The following is a 17,033-nucleotide window of genomic DNA, read 5'->3' on the forward strand; positions in this document are numbered from 1 at the left end:
ACTAAAACTTAAGAAATTCTTCATGTTTATACTAGGCGATTCTTCATTATTATCATTCATAATTAAGGTAATGAACTCTTATTACTGCAAAGGTGTGGAAAACATGAAGAAATTAATCTTTATACTAGTGATCATTATATTGAGCGTTACAGTTGTGATGAATAACAAAGAAAAAACCTTGGAGACAGTAGATTTAGCAACTGCTGCAAAAGCGATCATTCTTATCGATGCGGATACGGGTAAAGTAATTTACGAAGAAAATAGTGCAGAACCATTACCAATCGCAAGTATGTCCAAATTGATGACGCAGTATCTCGTGCTGAACGCCGTCAACAGCGGTAATTTAGCATGGGAAAACACATACAAGCCAAGTGAGGCGCTACAACAAATTGCAGGACAATCAGCTGCCGTCAAACTAGGAATGACAGCGGGAAACGTTTATACATTGAAAGAATTGTTTACTGCGATGACGGTCAACTCTGCAAATGACGCGGCGATGGCGCTTGCCGAAATGGTTAGCGGAACGGAAGAAGCGTTTGTTGAATTGATGAATAAACAGGCGAAAAGTTTCGGTCTGAAAGAGACGACTTTCTTCAATGCCAGCGGACTTGACGGCGATTATATTGGCAAAGGGTATGAGCAAACGAATCATGCCTCTGCAAGTGATGTGTCAGTAATTGCACAAAAGCTCATTGCCAAGCATCCCGAAGTGCTCGACTATACAAAGTTGCCGAGCTTCAAAACGGGTAATGGCACTACGTTGTGGAGCACCAACTTGATGTTGGCGGGTATGCCTCAAGCATTGGCGGGAATCGACGGATTGAAAACCGGCTTCACAGATCAGGCGGGTTCCTGCTTCGCTAGTACTGGAGTCTTTGATGGCCGACGCATTATTTCAGTTGTCATAGATGTTGCAGCAGAGGGCGGAGATACCGCAACTCCTCGATTTGATTTGACGAGAGAGCTGATTGAACGATTTGTGTTGAATTAATAGATATGTGCTTAAAGTGGAATATAAATTAACTAAATATTTGAACACATATAACCTACGTTCTATAATGAAGTGAATACTAAAACAGGAGGCGCTTAAATGGTCGCACTTGTAAGGGAAGAGCCGGAGAAGTATTCAGGTAGGTTATTAGACGTAAGGAATGATCTTGTGTTTAAAGCAATTTTTGGGAAGGAAAAAAATAAGAGTCTTCTTATTCTTTTGCTGAATGCAATATTGACTGAAGAAGTAGAAGAGATTATGTTCCTAAATTCATACCTCGGGGCAGAATATGTGGACGAGAAATATTCGATTTTGGATATTCGGGTTCGAACAACTGAAAATGTAGAAATTGATATCGAGATGCAATTGGAGTATCATAGCGGTTTTGAAAATCGTATGCTGTTGTATTGGGCAAGAATGTATCTTGGACAATTAAAGTCTGGTGAGGCTTATGAAAAACTTAACAAAACAATTCAAATATCTATTACAAATTTCAAGTTCTTGCAAAATGACCATTTTCATAGTACGTTTCATTTAATGGAAAAAGAAAAGCTTATCAAATTTACAGACCACTTAGAAATTCACGTTTTGGAGCTGCCCAAAGTGCAGATGACTGAAGAATTGACTGATGAAGATCTATTAACCAAGTGGATGTTATTTCTGTCTGGAGATGATAAAACAAAGGAGGAGGTTGCGATGACTGACATGGGAATCGAAAAGGCCTATGATGAATTGCATCGGATTAGTGAAGATGAAGTAATGCGTGAACGTGCAATAGCACGCGATAAATGGCTATCGGACCAAGCGACGAGAAGGGAGCAAGCTAGGAGGGAAGGTAAAGAGGAAGGTGAAAAAGAAACTGTTCTCAGCATGCATGCAGAAGGGTTTTCAGTTGAAATGATTACGAGGGTTATGAAAATGCCCGAAGAAAAAGTACATGCTATCATCAATCAAATACAATGAAAAAAGTGTAGCCTTACCGATACTCTTGGTAGGGCTGTATTTAATTATTAGAGGTATTCATGAAGGGATACGACGAGGAATATGATTCTAAATCACCTCTCATGTTATACTGTTCATACAACATTCAAAAAAATGAGGCGATAAAAATGATGGAAAAAGCACAAGTAAATGAATGGAAAGAGAAGCTTCCGCTCATCGGACAGATGACAGCACGTGAAGAAGTGCTCTGGCTCAATCCCTTAGTTGAATCAACATCAACTGGTCTTCAAAAAACAGGTGTGACTGCAGAAAACGTCAAAGATGCATCAGACCGTCTGAAACGTTTCGCGCCATATATCGAGCGTGTCTTCCAGGAAACAAAAGTGTCGAACGGTATTATCGAATCACCGATTACCGCTATTCCAAACATGAAAGAAGCGCTTTCCAATCAATACAAAGCAGCTATTTCAGGTGAACTTCTCCTGAAAGAAGACAACGCACTGCCGATTTCAGGTTCAATCAAAGCGCGCGGTGGCATTTACGAAATCCTAAAACATGCCGAAGCACTTGCGATTGAGCACGGATTGATCACAACTGCTGACAACTATACTAAATTTGCAGAGCCTGAATTTCACAACCTGTTCTCAAAACATAAAATCGCTGTCGGATCGACAGGAAACCTGGGCCTAAGCATCGGCATCATGAGCGCCAAGCTCGGTTTCGATGTTACTGTCCATATGTCAGCAGATGCGAAACAATGGAAAAAGGATATGCTGCGCGAAAAAGGCGTCACAGTTGTTGAATACGCCGATGACTACAGTAAAGCTGTTGAAGAAGGGCGTCGCCAAGCGGATGCAGATCCTTCTTGTCATTTCGTTGATGATGAAAACTCACTCGACTTATTTTTAGGCTATGCAGTGGCGGGGGAACGTGTTGCAGCGCAGTTGAAAGCGCGTGGCACAATCGTTAACAAAGACAACCCGCTGTTCGTTTATCTGCCTTGCGGTGTCGGTGGCGGCCCTGGAGGTGTAGCATTTGGACTGAAGCTCGTGTTCGGCGATGCAGTCAGCTGTTTCTTCGCAGAGCCGACGCATTCCCCGTGCATGATGCTCGGCATGATGACTGGTCTTCACGACAAGATTTCAGTTCAAGACTTCGGTCTAGACAATAAAACCGTTGCAGACGGACTCGCAGTTGGCACAGCATCTGGTTTTGTTGGCAAGACAATGGAACCGTTATTATCCGGCTGTTATACGATTGCCGACGAAACGATGTTCAAGTTATTGAAACTGATCGCAGACACAGAAAATATTCGACTCGAGCCGTCCGCACTCGCGGGGATGACTGGTCCAGTACAAGCTATCCATGGAAATGTAAAGGGTGCTAATTCAGCAAATGCTACCCATCTTGTCTGGGCAACAGGTGGCAGTATGGTCCCTGAAGCAGAGATGAATTCGTATTATGATATGGGCGGGAAATAATCCCGTTATTTCCCGGGAAATCGACATTAAGTTGGGAAATAATTGCGAATAATAAAAAACCTCACACTTGTGTGAGGTTTTTTGTCTTTATTGGGTACCAACTAGCTCATCTTCTCTTTATGTGAAAATGGACATTGTCCTTGAATCGGTTCCACATCATCCCCAATGAAAAACTGTTTCCATTCGTTGTGCTCTGGATCTCCGAAATGGCTAATATCCGGATGCTTTGGTAACTGATCCCACACTTCGACGCGTTCACGAACTTTTTCGCGCGACATGACCCCGCCTTTTTCCGTTCCTTTCAATCCCTCGAATATGCGACGAGGCTGAAAACCGAGTACCATTGCATTGCCAAGATTCCGCGTCTTCCGTTGCTTGTAGGCCGGTGCATTGCCAAACACAAAAATCGGCTCGCCATGAAAACGGAAATCCCATAGATGATGAGCAGGATCGTGGGGACTATCGGCAGGCCATTCAATTTCATCTACTCCGTGCAAGTACTGCAACATTTCCCAGAACTGCTGTCGATACTCATCCAAAGAACCTTCTGTTTCAAATGGCTCAACAAACACGAATAATCCATGCCGTTTATGCGCGGGGTTGTCGAAAAGCGCCAAAAACGACTTCAACGTTTCCGGCAAATTGGACCAGTCATTCTGTGTCACATATCCATAGCGTAATTCGCCCTTGAGCTCTCCTCCCATACCGAAATAACAAGGAAACGTCTTATCCGTCACCGTCTCATGGAACGTTTGGTATTCCTTCAACAGCCAATTAGGCAGATCGGTACGCTCCGTAAAATCCTCTTTTGTCAATAAAAACTTATCTTTCAGAATCATTGTTTCCCCTCCATTTATCTCAATCTCTATATATACCCATTCCCCTTAGGCGGGGGACAAAACCATTAAAATGTTTAAATAGAATTTGATGGGGAAGTGTAAAGAAGACAAAAAATAATTGGAGGATCCAGCATGAATTCCCCTATAGAAAATTCAGACACTACAAAATGCAATACAGAGTATGATACGCTACGCCGTGTAATCCTATGCCAGCCTAGGTTTATGGCTATTGAAGAAGTGATTAACGACGTACAGAAAGAATACGAAGATGAAAATATAAATGTTGAAATGGCAATGAAACAACATAAACAATTTGAAGAACTCCTTAAAGAACACGGAGTTGAAGTCATCAAACTGCCATCATCCAAAAAATTTCCGGAACAAGTCTTCACAAGGGATATCGGATTTACTGTAGGAGATGACATTTTTGTCTCCGAAATGGCAAGCGATATTCGTAAAGGGGAAGAAGAAGCACTCGAGGAATGGCTTGAGGACGAGGATATTTCATTCCAAACCACAACCGATCATGTAGAGGGTGGAGACGTCATCGTCGATCGCGGCACATTGTTTGTCGGCATTAGTAGCCGGACATCCATAGAAGCCGCTGAAAAGTTAAAAGATGATCTTCCAGATTACACGATTATTCCTGTTCCTTTCGATGAAAAATACCTGCATCTAGACTGCGTATTTAACATCTTATCACCCGAAGTAGGACTTATTTTTTCGAAAGCATTTGATCCAAGCATTGTCGATATGCTGACAGCAACATACAAGCTCATTGAGGTTTCCGAAGAAGAACAATTCACAATGGGCACCAATGTCTTGTCAATCGGCGATAAAAAAGTATTCAGCCTTCCTCAAAACAAACAAGTCAATGCACAAATACGTGCGCACGGATTCGAAGTTATTGAAGTCGAATTCGATGAAATCATTAAATCCGGTGGCTCTTTTAGGTGTTGTTCAATGCCTGTCCATAGGGAATAGAACGATTGTGAACCTCGCTGTGAAGTGGGGTTTTTTGATTGTTAGGGAATATAAAGGTATTCCTACATAGCCATTGTCTTAATATCAAAAAGAAAGCACCCATCGAGGGTGCTTTCTTGTGCATCAGCTATCAAGCAAATTCCCTTGTGCCGGAATTGGATGTTCTTTCAGCATTCTAGCAAGATGGATCGTATTATAAGCAAGCAATTCAACATGCTTTTTTGTGAAATCATTTGTTTGACCTGCAGCGATATAAGATGGTCCTGGTCCTGCTTCTCCAACCCAATATGTATCGACATTCGGAGGAATGACAAACCCAATATGCGATAACCCATAAAGAATGGAAGCGGCGGCATGCTTTGCTCCGTCTTCGTTACCTGTTACAACAACACCGCCTACTTTATTATAATAAATGGCTTGTCCTTTATCATTTGTCTCTCCGCTACTTCCATACAATCTTTCAATGGCAAGCGTTGCTATACTACTTTTTTCTCCAAGCCAAAGCGGTGTACCAATAATAAGAATATCGGCTTCTTTGACCTTTTCAAATACTTGTGGCCACTCATCGCCATCTCCCATATCAGGACTCATTCCGTAGGAGATCGCGTAATCTGCCAGTCTAACGACCTCTGCCACGATATTTTCATTGTCATAAATTTGGTAGACCTTCTTCGCAAGTGCCTCCGTATTCGATTCCTCCTCCGAACTTTTCAACGACGCATTCAAAATTAGTGCTTTCAACGAGCGCATCAAAATCCTCCTCTGTAATTTTGTCTTCTACTCTATGAGTACCCTGTAGGGCCAATCAAAAACGTCTTGAAGAACAATTCAGAATGGACATGAACGTCCTACCGATTGGGAACAAAAAGGATCATAAACCCACAGCTAAGGGGGATTTTAAATTTTGAGCGACAATAAAAATAGTACGTCAAAGTAGCCAATAATAATTGTCTGCCGTACAGGGCGAAACGGTCAGTCGGCTAACTACCTATCGTCATATAGTATGGTAGGGGGGCAATAAGATCATGGAGAGACATAAAAAGTGTAAAAAAGTAGTAAGAATGATTGATTACAAAAACTATAGCAAAAAGATTGTATGCCAGACACCTATAGAAGTTATCCCAACAAATAACACTGAATTTAGTATCATACCGACTGTGAAAAGATATTTTTATATCCCAGTAGCTAATATTAATGTGACTAACGGGGTAACTATTCCAGCAAATCTATTTTATAACGATGATGGGAGTCCAACGATTGAATTTATGAATTTCAGCCCAAATGGCTATGCTAATTTATACATCAATGCATTAATGCAAGAAGGTGGAATGTATGAAGTGAGTACGAATAGCCTAACGATTAGCCCGGCTAATGCCATAATTTATGCGCGTACGCCCATTATTGTTGAATTGCTGTCATTTTCGACTAAACTAATTTAGTGAAATTAGTTTAGCTTTTTAGATGGACAGCCCTGTCATTTTATCGAATTTCGCATTTACTATACTATAGACGAAAGGAGGTGAATTAAATGGCGCTTACCCTTATTAATATTAACGTGAACGTTTCAGGTACTTCGACGAGGTTTTTTAATGTATTGGCAGCACCTTTAGTTGTCGAAGATGGTACTACTGTCGCTGCAACTACTTTTTTGGATGACAGTGGAACGGCTGCAACGGCTTTTCCTGTAGTAACAAATGGCTACTATAATTTTTATTTAAATGGTGTGTTACAAGAGGGCGATTCGTATACAATTTCTGCAACAGAATTGACCTTTAATACTGTCACCGGCAGTATATCTGCTGGAACTCCATTGGTTATAGAAGCAGTAGAGTTAGTAACAGTAACTTAACTGGAACTTTTGGCTATGTGGGACAAGCTTATCGATGGATATGGGTACCAACCTATACCCGATTTAAATTACTCACAGGAAGAAATTCCAATCCTCAAAAAGTAATTTTCCCCGCGAATCTGCCAATTTCAGCTATCAAAAAGAGAAGATATCCGTGATGGGTATCTTCTCTTTTTCTCATGCTATTCCACTTTAGAAAACAAATCATTCAGCGCCTCACTCATCGAGGGATGTGTAAAAATGGTATCCCGCAAAAATGTATACGGCAGTTTTGCTTCCATTGCAATACGTACTGTATTGATCATCTCACTGGATTCAGCACAAAATAGTGTGCAACCTAAAATCTCTTTGGTGTCTGGATCTACAAGGGCTTTCAATAATCCGTCCGTTTGTTTCACGATACGGGCACGAGGAATCGCGGCTGCCGGAAGTGTGACCACTTTGTAGGCAATCCCTTTTTCTTTAGCCGTTTTTTCATTCAACCCTACCTGCGATAAAACCGGATCGATGAAAACAGAGTAGGGTACGTTGCTTCGGGCTTTCCTCGTGTAGTTACCATCGCCAACTAATTGGTCTTTGATAATACGGAAATCATCTAGTGAAATATAAGTAAACTGTGGTCCACCATTCACATCACCCAATGCCCAAATGTTTTTAGCGTTTGTTTTCAATGAATCGTCAACCATGATTGCCTCTCTATCATTTACTTCTACAGAAGTATTTTCGAGACCTAATCCTGCAGTGTTTGGTTTTCTGCCTGTAGCCAGTAAAACTGCGTTTCCGTAAGCTTCTGCATGATCAGCGTCACCCGTCTTATAAGAAACGACCACACCGCCATCAAGATTTTCAATTGACTCGACGCTGCTGTCTACTACAAACGTGATATTTTTTGCCTCAAGCACTTTTTTCACTTCTTCTGCGATATCACGATCATCATTCCGTAAAAACTCAGGTGAATGGTCAATAACCGTCACCTCTGAACCAAAGCTCGCATAAATCGAAGCAAACTCCAGACCAATATAACCTCCACCAATGATGACCAACTTTTCAGGAAGTGTATCTAATTGTTGAAGAGTAGTCGAATTATAAATGAAATCAGCCCCCTCTAATCCCTCAATTGGCGGAGTAATAGGGGAAGATCCTGTGTTAATAAAGAATTTATCCGCTGTTAACTCGAATTGTTCATTGGCAGTTTTCACTTGAATCTTATCATCGTCTAAAAAGGAAGCGACTCCTGTAAAGACCGTAACCTTTTCAAGGTCATCTAGCATATGAAAATTCTTATCGCGCAGAAATGAAGTTAAATGATTTTTTTCTTCAATCGCTTCTTTATAAAATTCCATTTTAGGTACTTCTGAGTATTTACGATTATTAGATTGAAAAACGAGTGATTTCGTTGGAATACAAGCAATGTTGATGCACGTTCCACCATACATTTCTGCCGACTTTTCAATCATTGCAACGTTCTGACCCTCTTTAGCGAGCATTGCCGCCAGTGTCTTTCCACCTTTACCAAACCCAATAATGACTGCATCAAATTTCTTCATTGTTCACCCTCCTTGTCTATCTATTACCTTGTTAGTGGAAGTGTAAACGGAAGGTTTTTAAGAACTATGAAGGAAATGACTAATGGATGGGCTACTAACGAGGGGGCGTACCATGTGAGAACTACATAAAAAATTCTTATTGAAACTAATCCTGCTTTCAAAACGTATCTTAAGACAATGAGATTATTAGAAAGGAGACACCATATGAACATTTACGCGTGGTTTGGGTTAACGGCAGTTGTTGTCCTCACACTATTACCTTTGTTAAGTAAAAAGTCCCGTACAAAAATGGAGATACGGAAAGCATTATTGAATGTGGCTGTTGTATTCGGGATTATCATTGCGGTACTAGTATTTAACGTGAATTATTTATTTGCCTTACTGGTCGCGTTCTTTATCTTTATATTGTTCGATAAAAAAACATATACGAAAAAGCGGTTGATTATCTATGGATCCATTATTTTAGTCATAGGAATCGCGGGCTTCGCCATATTGAGAGACAATCCGGAGTATGTCTTAAACCATCTGAAGGACAATCCACAAACGACATCCCTGTACCTAGCGGAAAACGGTGTGGCATTAATCACGTACCAATCGGATGTAGTACGACCGCTAGCAAGTACCGTGAAGATACTGATTGCTGCCGAATACGCTATGCAAATCGATGCAGGCCAGCTGAACAAAGACAGTTCCGTACCGCTTGCAGATTTAAACCGCTACTACTTAAAAAACTCGGATGGCGGGGCTCATGAAGAGTGGTTAAAAGCGATGCAAAGTGAAGACAAAATCAAAAATAACGAAGTGACATTGCATGATGTCGCAAAAGGGATGGCCACCTATAGCTCCAACGCCAACACGGACTACCTAATCGACCTGCTCGGAATATCTGCCATCAACGAGCGGGCAAAAACCCTCGGACTAACACAGCATGAGGACGTCTACCCGATTGTCAGCGCAGTCTTAATTCCAAATCAAATAAAAAGTGAATCGATGAACGATAAGCAATTAATCAAAAAGCTCGAGGCCATGTCGATGGAAGAGTATCGCACATTAGCTGAAGAACTAAGTGTACAAATGAAAGAGAAAACCATCAGAATTGAAGATGTGATATTTGATTCGTCTAGTGACGAACAAAAAGTGTGGTCAGACCGTTTAATAGGTGCAACCGCTAACGATTATGGAAAATTACTATCCGCGATTTCGAATGACCAACTCCCAACGACAGCCGCCGAAACCATAAGAGATTTACTCGAATGGCCTATGCAGCTAAACGAGAGCAATCATTACCGTTTTGTCCATGTAGGAGCAAAGGGTGGATCAACCGCATTCGTACTGAACGACGCATTGTATGCAGAATATCACAATGGGGATAAAATCGAAATCGTCCTCATGACAGACGACCTGAACTTCTGGCAAGGAATGCTCGTCGGAAAAAACATGCATTTGTTCGAATCGAAATTACTCGAAAGTGAAGATTTCCGAGACGAGGTCCAGAGGAAACTCATGGGGTTGTAATGAATCTAGAAAAGCCATCGTCGATTGAAATGTCGACAATGGCTTTTTCACGCTTATTGCTTCATGGGGGTAATAAAGAACCAACCAAGCTAAACTAATCGCTTCTTCTGTTCAATCAACCAGCCCTAGTTCGAGCCCTCTAGCGAATTAGTCCAATACTTATCATTCGTTAATTCATTATAGTTAAGGCTTTCTTTTAGGCTGTTTAAAAGGAATATGTGATTACTTTTCTTCTAAAAGAAGTAAGAATTTCATATCGAAGTCGAGAGGTAAATTCATCGTGTCGCGAACTTTTACATAGTTTATAGGATCTGTTTTTTTATATTCATCGAACATTTGGTTTAGGGTAGAGATATAGGATATAAGTCGCTCTTTATCTGTTGAATAAAATTTAGCGATTGCAATTGAAAGTGTGTAAAAGTCATTTTTTCCTATCCCTTTTACAAACATATCTTTTGTTATATCAAATTGGTTATAAAGTTCTTTTGAAAAGGGAAGTTCTTCCCTTGTTTGGTGATTGAAAATACGGCTACCGTGTGCGGCCCAATTTCTAAAACGTCTAAATATATCCATGGATTTACGGAAAAACTCTTTAGTGTGCTCAGTAATTTCAGAGGCGTCAATTTGATAAACACGTGAAATCATTTCAATTTTTATATCTGATTTTGAAAGCTGATGAAGGTTACAGAGATTCCCAAAACTCATTCCTTTCACCAATATCCATGGAGGAACGTTTTGATATTTCGTACGATAATACTTTATTGGATCAGAATCCCTTTTGCATATAGTTTTAAATTCTTGTAGCATTATATCTCTTTGGTACAATTTGTTTATTTTATTGAAATAACAGGATTTGAAGTTATTTGGGTTGAGATAATCGGATTCAAGATGTCCATATTTTTCAGAATATAAATATGCAATATTAGCATTATAAATATTTTCAATCTCTTGGAGAGTAGATAGAATGTGTATTCTCAAACTCTTATCGAATAAATAAAGATTTACAATATGCTCAAAATGGATTTCATCTTGAAATTTTTCTTCTTTAGAATTTGGACATAAAAAAATATCTTTATATCCATTTATTAAATTGTAATAGGTTTCTCTTGATAACATCTTTTTTGCGAACCCAAAATCGTCGATTATTAGATTACGTCCTCTTAGAATTTCAATCTGCTCTTCTATAGCTTTGAAGGGTTTTTCCAACTCATCACCTCAAATTAGCTAACGTATGTGCATATGCTAATTGTACTACATTAGTGCATAAAAGTATAAAAAAAGAAAAACTCCCTAAAAGGGAGTTTTTCTCTAGCTGATAAGCCAGCCTCATTAATCTATTGTATTCAATTTATCACCAAAATATACTTTTGTAAAGTGAAATGAAAATCTGAAACGATCTCCATTATCAACTTGCCGCGCAAAAATCTATGTTCTTAAACTTCTAAATTCCCGAAATAACAATTCAGTATCCTTATCCGTTATCCCTTTCAATTAGTTGATAGGGAATAGAACGGGATTGGAAACCTCACTATGGAGCGGTTTTTTCTAGCTTGATTAAAGAAATTAAGCCATGGTGGTAATAATTCTCGCCATACTGGAAACAAGGCTTCACATCAATACCTTCCATATGGACTATCTTTAATGTGTTGAACGATAATGTTTCTTGATATGTTGGGTGAATTGCAGACAGCCCATCCACCAACGTCCTACACTGTAAACCGCGCCATATCAACTTGAAGCGTTTCTGCAATTTCTGCCAACGTTTGTGCACTGGCCGCTATTTCTTCTGTTGCCGCAAGTTGTTCTTCCGTCGCGGCGCTAGAGGCCTGTGCTTCGACTGAGGCTTGCAGGGCAAGCTCTTGCACTTTGAATGATCCATCTGAAACAATAACTGTCACTCCACGAATCTGTTCAATTGCTGCGGAAACCGTTGCGAGCTTTTCGCTCATATCGTTCGCTGCATTTTCAATCTGATGAAAGACGTCGTCCGTTTTCCCTGTTGCAACGAGTCCTTCCGCCACACGACGGTTGCCGTCTTCCGTATGGGCAACAACGCTTTCCACGTCGTGCATCATCGTGTCAATCATTCGCCCGATATCGGCTGTGGATTTTTTCGACTGTACCGCGAGTTTACGGACTTCATCTGCGACCACCGCAAATCCTTTTCCATGTTCACCAGCATGCGCCGCTTCAATCGCCGCGTTCAAAGCCAATAAGTTCGTTTGTTCCGCAATTGCTGTAATGAGTGCTGTCACACTTCGAATTTGTCCCGAATGTGTAGCCATGTCACGTATCATACTGGCGGATTGCTCGTTTGTTAGTCGAATGGTATCCATTTGCTGTGTGAAATCTTGCATGAGTGCGGCTCCTTCATCGACGAGTCGAACCACTTCTGCGGAAGAAATAAGCAAAGCCTCATTGTCATTCGTCATCCGATGGATACCTGTCGCCATTTCATCCATGGACATAACAGATTCCTTCACAGTGTCCGCTTGAAGTTCACTCGACACCAAATTCCGCTCGGTAATGTCTGCGACCATTTCAGAAGCCGCAAGACTTTCTTCCGAGCTTGCAGACAATTCTTCTGCATGAACCGCGAGCTGACCAGCAGAATGTCGTGCATTTATGATAATCCCACGCAGATCTCCTACCATGCCATTCAAAGCACCTGCCATTTCCCCAAGCTCATCTTTGTTGCGAATCTTCACGGGTTCCACGGCAAAATCCCCAGTAGCGAGTTGTTTAAGCACCGCCGTCATCGTTCCGACAGGACGTGCAATACTTCGGCCAATAAGATTTGCAATGGTTACGGTAACGATGACGGCAATCCCGATTAGGCTAGCAATCAGTATTCGAATCCAAGCTAGTCCATCTTGTAACTCCTTTTCAGTCTGGGTGTGCTGGATAGCTTGATACTCAATCAATTCTCTTAGCGTGTCACTAACGATTTCCTCGTAAATCTCACCCTCAGTCGCGATTTTTTCTGCTGTTTCCAAATTGCCTTCTTGGACATCGCGTATCGCAATGTCACTGATATCCCGGTAACTTAAAGAAGCCTCTTTCACCGTTTTCAGCAGTTCACGCTCAGCAGGTGTTTGTACAAGTTTATCCAATTGCTGAACTTTATCTTTAAATGAAGCAAGCACTTCATTTCGCTGCGTTAAATACGATTCTTCTTTGTAAATAAGAAAGCCATGCATATTTTTGGCGTCTTCGTTTTGATTGGACAATAATTGCTCAAATAACAAAACACACTTTACATTATTGTCAATGAAGTTACGATACTCCCCATCCAACTTCGTCAATGCCCATAATCCAGACGCACCGACAACCATCAAAATAGCCAATATGGCCGTAAAGCCAATCCATAATTTTTTCCCTACAGTGATGCGCGTGACTAAAGACCTCCTATGCCTGATAGCTCTATATAATTATAGAGTGTAGGAGAGACGTTGAATGTTATAGTGTTGTAAAGTTTGTAAAGGAATGGTGAAGGTGTACCTGCGCTTATTTTAGACACTGTATTCGATACTCCAATCTATATGTCGTGGGATTTCCCCTTAATAAGGACCAAATAGGGAGTCTGAAATCGAAAATAAGAACCACTATCAATGGAAGATTATTGAACCTAAAATGGACTTTTGAAGCATACAAACCTAAAGCCATCATCGATTGAAATATCGGCAATGGCTTTTTCACGCTTATTGCTTTAAGAACCAATCAAGCTAAACTAATCGCCTCTTCTGTACGATCAACCAGCTTTAGTTCAAGTCCTAAAGCAATCGATAGTTTCAATAAAGTCGACACTTTAGGCACATCAATTCCATTTTCGATTCTTGAGATAGTTTTCTGCGGGACACCCGATAACGTTGATAATTGGGCTTGGGTCATCTTTTTAAGATCCCGTGTAGCCATTAAAGTTCCTACCATCCCCATTCAGTTCAAGCTATCTTGAAGGATGAACTGTTCTGTGATAATCCCGTTGATACCTTTTCTTGCATTCATAAAACCGTTCCCAAAAGGGACTTTCATTACGTCTAAGATTGGTGTTGAATATGCATGCTTTTTTGCAGGTTTTGAAGTACCGAGAAATTATATAAGAAAAGCTAGGCTACATTGTTCATATAATATCTTCCTTGGATATAGAGGTAAGGATTTTACGAATGGAAACAATTTCAAGTCTTAAACCGTGGTTTGATGGGACCACTCTTCTATTCATTATGTTTATTTTATGCTAAAGTATTGTGTATAAGTAAGATTCAATAAGGTGTTCATTTGGATTGAATTGAGAGTAAGAGAGAAAATAAGATCCTTATATAAGATGAAATGAAATTGAATAACAGTAGTATTTTATTTTATTAAAAGTCGAAATTTCAATTGTCACTGTGAATATAAATCGTGAGGGTGTGCCGAGAAATGTTTAATGTAATTGATTTATTTAGTGGTTGTGGTGGGCTTTCTTATGGTTTTGAGATGGCCGGCTTTGAAGTACTATTGGGCGTTGATAATGATAAGGCCGCACTTGATACTTTTTCACATAACCATGAAGGCAGTAAAACGCTCTATGGTGATATCACAGAGATCACCAGGGAGGATATCGTTAATCTAATTGGAGACAAAGAGGTAGATGTAATAGTAGGTGGTCCACCTTGTCAAGGGATGTCGTTAGCTGGGCCGCGACAGTTTAATGATCCACGTAATAAACTATATTTATCTTTTATTAAAAGTGTTTCTGATTTTAAACCCAAAATTTTTGTAATAGAGAATGTACCTGGGCTAATAGGATTATTTAAAGGTCAAATTAAAGATAGTATCATTTCTGAACTTACTGAACTAGGATATCATGTAAAGTTTCAAATGTTAAATGCAGCAGAATATGGTGTCCCTCAATTAAGAAGGCGAGTATTTTTTGTAGGCGTGCGAAATGACATTAATATTGATTATGAATTTCCAGCACCAACAAAGTTATTTGACCATGAAATGGTTACTGCTCAAGAGGCAACAAGCGATCTACCCCTATTAGGAGAAGATTTGGGTGAGGAAATCCAAGAATACAGAATTGAAGCCCAGAATGAATATCAAAAAGTAATGAGAGATAAATCCCTTAGGATTTATAATCATATTGGTACAAACCATACTATGCAAACTAAAAAAATAATTTCCTTGGTTCCTGAAGGTGGGAATTTCAAAGACTTACCAGAAGAGTTGAGAGAAACCAGGAAATTTAATGTTGCTTGGACGAGATATCATAGTGAACGACCAACCTCCACGATTGACACCGGTCACAGACATCATTTTCATTATAATGAAAACCGTGTCCCTACAGTAAGGGAAAATGCACGATTCCAGTCTTTTCCTGACCATTTCATCTTTAAAGGGAACAAAACCCAACAATATAGACAAGTGGGAAATGCTGTACCTCCACTACTTGCGAAACAGCTGGCAGAGAGTATACTTCCAATACTAAAAAAGGAAAGTGATCTAATTGGTATATCAAATCCCAGATAAGAGCTTTGTTAGATTACATCATCCTAGGCCGAGATTTAAAGGTAATATTGAAGAAGTCTTAATTTATATGGCTAGTGAAATAGCACGTATTGGAAAAAAGGAAAAAGGGATATTTAATAAAGAACTTAGAGAAGCAATCAGGAGATTCCCTGGTAATTTGAGAAAAAAGGAAAAGACAATAAATAATTGGCGGACTGAAATAGATGCACTCTTGGGATTAATCCAATTTGATGAGAAGTACTGCTGGCCTACACGATTAGCCATAGAACTCGCTAATGAACAAGATTTAGTTAAGTTCTTTAAGATTTTTTGTTATAGATTTCATTATCCTTCAGGTGCGATGAAGCCTAGGAAGGTGAAAGAATTACTAGACCTGGGTGTTAACTTCCGACCTGCCATTTATATAGTGCAATTATTGAAAGAGGCCGAAAGCAAAGAGGGGAAAAGAATCGGAATTAAAAAGTCTGAGGCTACCCATTGTATATTCAATGATCTAAGAGTCGTACGGGATGGAAGAGATGTCTTTGAAACTTGGGAACTAATAAAAAGTAATCGCGAAAGTAATATTCAGTACGATTGGAATGGAGACATTATTCGTTATGCAGGAGACATTTTAGATTACTTAGAGCAAGCAAACATTTTAAAAAGACAGCCGAACTCGAAGTACTATTTAAACCATAATGAAGATCTAGCTATTCACAGATTTATATCTCCGGATGCCAATTTCATCGATTATGCGCTTTTATCAAAACCCTATAGCGTCATAAGTATTAAGAGTATCGAAAACTCCTGGATTAATTATCTTAATATAGACGTCGGAGAGAGATATTTCGATACGGATGTTCTTGCATTGGTATCCGAGACTAAGGAAGAATATGTGAGCTTAAGGGAAAATTTCAAGATAGAGCAGTTGTTCGATCCGGGTTCTGATGTTAATATTGGATATGCAGGAGAAAGTTTAATATTTAATCACGAACAACTCTATTTAAAGAAAAATGATCGAAAAGATTTAGTTCATTTAGTACAACGTATTCCCAGCAATTATGCAGTGGGTTATGACATCAACTCTAGGGATATTAATACTCAACATAAAATGATAGAGGTTAAGACTACAGCAAGCTCTAGTTTAGTGAATTTCTCCAGATTCCATTTAACACCAAATGAATGGTCTGCTGCTGAAACACATAAAGAAAATTATTATGTCTACAGATTGATAGTAAATAAGAATGGGGCCAAACTCCACGTTATTCAAAATCCAGTTGAACGCTATAAAGCAGGAGAACTTCGTATACATCCTCGGGATGGTATTGATATAACTTTTGATCCAAAAGTATGTGGGCATGAGGCACCGTTACTTATTACTGAGTAGTGGGAGGA

General features: G+C 39.8%; 15 protein-coding genes. 9 read left to right on the top strand and 6 right to left on the bottom strand.

Annotated elements, in window-relative coordinates; genetic code table 11:
• Positions 1-103: 103 nt before the first annotated feature.
• The 3 genes from ACP8HG_RS17465 (at position 104) to ACP8HG_RS17475 (ending at position 3,414) form a co-directional block, all read left to right on the top strand.
• A complete protein-coding gene (locus tag ACP8HG_RS17465) occupies positions 104-991 on the top strand; it encodes a D-alanyl-D-alanine carboxypeptidase family protein (protein WP_187046361.1) in 888 nt (295 codons plus the stop codon).
• A gap of 99 nt (positions 992-1,090) precedes the next feature.
• A complete protein-coding gene (locus tag ACP8HG_RS17470) occupies positions 1,091-1,954 on the top strand; it encodes an Rpn family recombination-promoting nuclease/putative transposase (protein ID WP_187046362.1) in 864 nt (287 codons plus the stop codon).
• A gap of 149 nt (positions 1,955-2,103) precedes the next feature.
• Positions 2,104-3,414: a D-serine ammonia-lyase gene (locus ACP8HG_RS17475; RefSeq protein ID WP_438298672.1), complete on the top strand. Its 1,311-nt coding sequence runs from the start codon at positions 2,104-2,106 to the stop codon at positions 3,412-3,414.
• Positions 3,415-3,515: 101 nt separating this feature from the next.
• Here the strand turns inward: ACP8HG_RS17475 and ACP8HG_RS17480 are convergent, their stop codons facing one another.
• Positions 3,516-4,253 (bottom strand): YqcI/YcgG family protein, encoded by a 738-nt coding sequence (locus ACP8HG_RS17480; RefSeq protein ID WP_187046364.1) that lies wholly within the window; start codon positions 4,251-4,253, stop codon positions 3,516-3,518.
• 132 nt (positions 4,254-4,385) lie between these two features.
• Between ACP8HG_RS17480 and ACP8HG_RS17485 the strand changes: the two genes are divergently transcribed.
• Complete coding sequence (locus ACP8HG_RS17485) at positions 4,386-5,237, top strand: dimethylarginine dimethylaminohydrolase family protein (RefSeq protein WP_438297375.1); 852 nt, start codon at positions 4,386-4,388, stop codon at positions 5,235-5,237.
• A gap of 123 nt (positions 5,238-5,360) precedes the next feature.
• Here the strand turns inward: ACP8HG_RS17485 and ACP8HG_RS17490 are convergent, their stop codons facing one another.
• Positions 5,361-5,987 (bottom strand): flavodoxin family protein, encoded by a 627-nt coding sequence (locus ACP8HG_RS17490; protein ID WP_438297377.1) that lies wholly within the window; start codon positions 5,985-5,987, stop codon positions 5,361-5,363.
• A gap of 275 nt (positions 5,988-6,262) precedes the next feature.
• Between ACP8HG_RS17490 and ACP8HG_RS17495 the strand changes: the two genes are divergently transcribed.
• Both ACP8HG_RS17495 and ACP8HG_RS17500 read left to right on the top strand, forming a co-directional pair.
• A complete protein-coding gene (locus ACP8HG_RS17495; protein ID WP_354313401.1) occupies positions 6,263-6,676 on the top strand; it encodes a DUF4183 domain-containing protein in 414 nt (137 codons plus the stop codon).
• Between the two features lie 89 nt (positions 6,677-6,765).
• Entirely contained in the window at positions 6,766-7,086 is a 321-nt protein-coding gene (locus ACP8HG_RS17500) for a DUF4183 domain-containing protein (protein ID WP_067204413.1), read from the top strand.
• 182 nt (positions 7,087-7,268) lie between these two features.
• On the opposite strand, the gene ACP8HG_RS17505 is transcribed toward ACP8HG_RS17500, so the two are convergent.
• Positions 7,269-8,633: an FAD-dependent oxidoreductase gene (locus ACP8HG_RS17505; RefSeq protein WP_438297380.1), complete on the bottom strand. Its 1,365-nt coding sequence runs from the start codon at positions 8,631-8,633 to the stop codon at positions 7,269-7,271.
• A 204-nt stretch (positions 8,634-8,837) separates the two neighbouring features.
• Here ACP8HG_RS17505 and ACP8HG_RS17510 point away from each other — a divergent pair, with 204 nt between their 5' ends.
• On the top strand, positions 8,838-10,148 hold the full coding sequence (locus ACP8HG_RS17510) for a serine hydrolase (RefSeq protein ID WP_438297382.1): 1,311 nt from the start codon (positions 8,838-8,840) through the stop codon (positions 10,146-10,148).
• Between the two features lie 222 nt (positions 10,149-10,370).
• On the opposite strand, the gene ACP8HG_RS17515 is transcribed toward ACP8HG_RS17510, so the two are convergent.
• The 3 genes from ACP8HG_RS17515 to ACP8HG_RS17525 form a co-directional block, all read right to left on the bottom strand.
• Entirely contained in the window at positions 10,371-11,354 is a 984-nt protein-coding gene (locus ACP8HG_RS17515) for an Abi family protein (RefSeq protein ID WP_438297384.1), read from the bottom strand.
• Between the two features lie 500 nt (positions 11,355-11,854).
• Positions 11,855-13,567, bottom strand: a complete 1,713-nt coding sequence (locus ACP8HG_RS17520; protein WP_438298673.1) for a methyl-accepting chemotaxis protein — start codon at positions 13,565-13,567, stop codon at positions 11,855-11,857.
• A gap of 301 nt (positions 13,568-13,868) precedes the next feature.
• Positions 13,869-14,063 carry a helix-turn-helix domain-containing protein gene (locus tag ACP8HG_RS17525; protein WP_438297386.1) on the bottom strand — a complete coding sequence of 65 codons (195 nt, stop codon included), beginning with the start codon at positions 14,061-14,063 and terminating at the stop codon, positions 13,869-13,871.
• Positions 14,064-14,564: 501 nt separating this feature from the next.
• Here ACP8HG_RS17525 and ACP8HG_RS17530 point away from each other — a divergent pair.
• Both ACP8HG_RS17530 and ACP8HG_RS17535 read left to right on the top strand, forming a co-directional pair.
• The gene (locus ACP8HG_RS17530) at positions 14,565-15,656 is read left to right on the top strand and encodes a DNA cytosine methyltransferase (protein ID WP_438297388.1); all 1,092 of its coding nucleotides are present in this window, start codon (positions 14,565-14,567) and stop codon (positions 15,654-15,656) included.
• Positions 15,634-17,025, top strand: coding sequence for a protein NO VEIN domain-containing protein (locus ACP8HG_RS17535; protein WP_438297390.1), 1,392 nt, complete (start codon positions 15,634-15,636; stop codon positions 17,023-17,025). Before ACP8HG_RS17530 ends, ACP8HG_RS17535 begins: the two co-directional genes overlap by 23 nt.
• Positions 17,026-17,033 lie beyond the last annotated feature (8 nt).

It is taken from the genome of Sporosarcina sp. FA15 (genome assembly GCF_051550195.1).
GTDB lineage: Bacteria > Bacillota > Bacilli > Bacillales_A > Planococcaceae > Sporosarcina > Sporosarcina psychrophila.

What these genes read in the sequence shown, in the direction of transcription:
- ACP8HG_RS17490 (WP_438297377.1), bottom strand. Translation starts at nt 5,987, where the DNA reads ATGCGCTCGTTGAAAGCACTAATTTTGAATGCGTCGTTGAAAAGTTCG.
- ACP8HG_RS17495 (WP_354313401.1), top strand. Translation starts at nt 6,263, where the DNA reads ATGGAGAGACATAAAAAGTGTAAAAAAGTAGTAAGAATGATTGATTAC.
- ACP8HG_RS17510 (WP_438297382.1), top strand. Translation starts at nt 8,838, where the DNA reads ATGAACATTTACGCGTGGTTTGGGTTAACGGCAGTTGTTGTCCTCACA.
- ACP8HG_RS17500 (WP_067204413.1), top strand. Translation starts at nt 6,766, where the DNA reads ATGGCGCTTACCCTTATTAATATTAACGTGAACGTTTCAGGTACTTCG.
- ACP8HG_RS17530 (WP_438297388.1), top strand. Translation starts at nt 14,565, where the DNA reads ATGTTTAATGTAATTGATTTATTTAGTGGTTGTGGTGGGCTTTCTTAT.
- ACP8HG_RS17505 (WP_438297380.1), bottom strand. Translation starts at nt 8,633, where the DNA reads ATGAAGAAATTTGATGCAGTCATTATTGGGTTTGGTAAAGGTGGAAAG.
- ACP8HG_RS17465 (WP_187046361.1), top strand. Translation starts at nt 104, where the DNA reads ATGAAGAAATTAATCTTTATACTAGTGATCATTATATTGAGCGTTACA.
- ACP8HG_RS17485 (WP_438297375.1), top strand. Translation starts at nt 4,386, where the DNA reads ATGAATTCCCCTATAGAAAATTCAGACACTACAAAATGCAATACAGAG.
- ACP8HG_RS17475 (WP_438298672.1), top strand. Translation starts at nt 2,104, where the DNA reads ATGGAAAAAGCACAAGTAAATGAATGGAAAGAGAAGCTTCCGCTCATC.
- ACP8HG_RS17480 (WP_187046364.1), bottom strand. Translation starts at nt 4,253, where the DNA reads ATGATTCTGAAAGATAAGTTTTTATTGACAAAAGAGGATTTTACGGAG.
- ACP8HG_RS17525 (WP_438297386.1), bottom strand. Translation starts at nt 14,063, where the DNA reads ATGGCTACACGGGATCTTAAAAAGATGACCCAAGCCCAATTATCAACG.
- ACP8HG_RS17470 (WP_187046362.1), top strand. Translation starts at nt 1,091, where the DNA reads ATGGTCGCACTTGTAAGGGAAGAGCCGGAGAAGTATTCAGGTAGGTTA.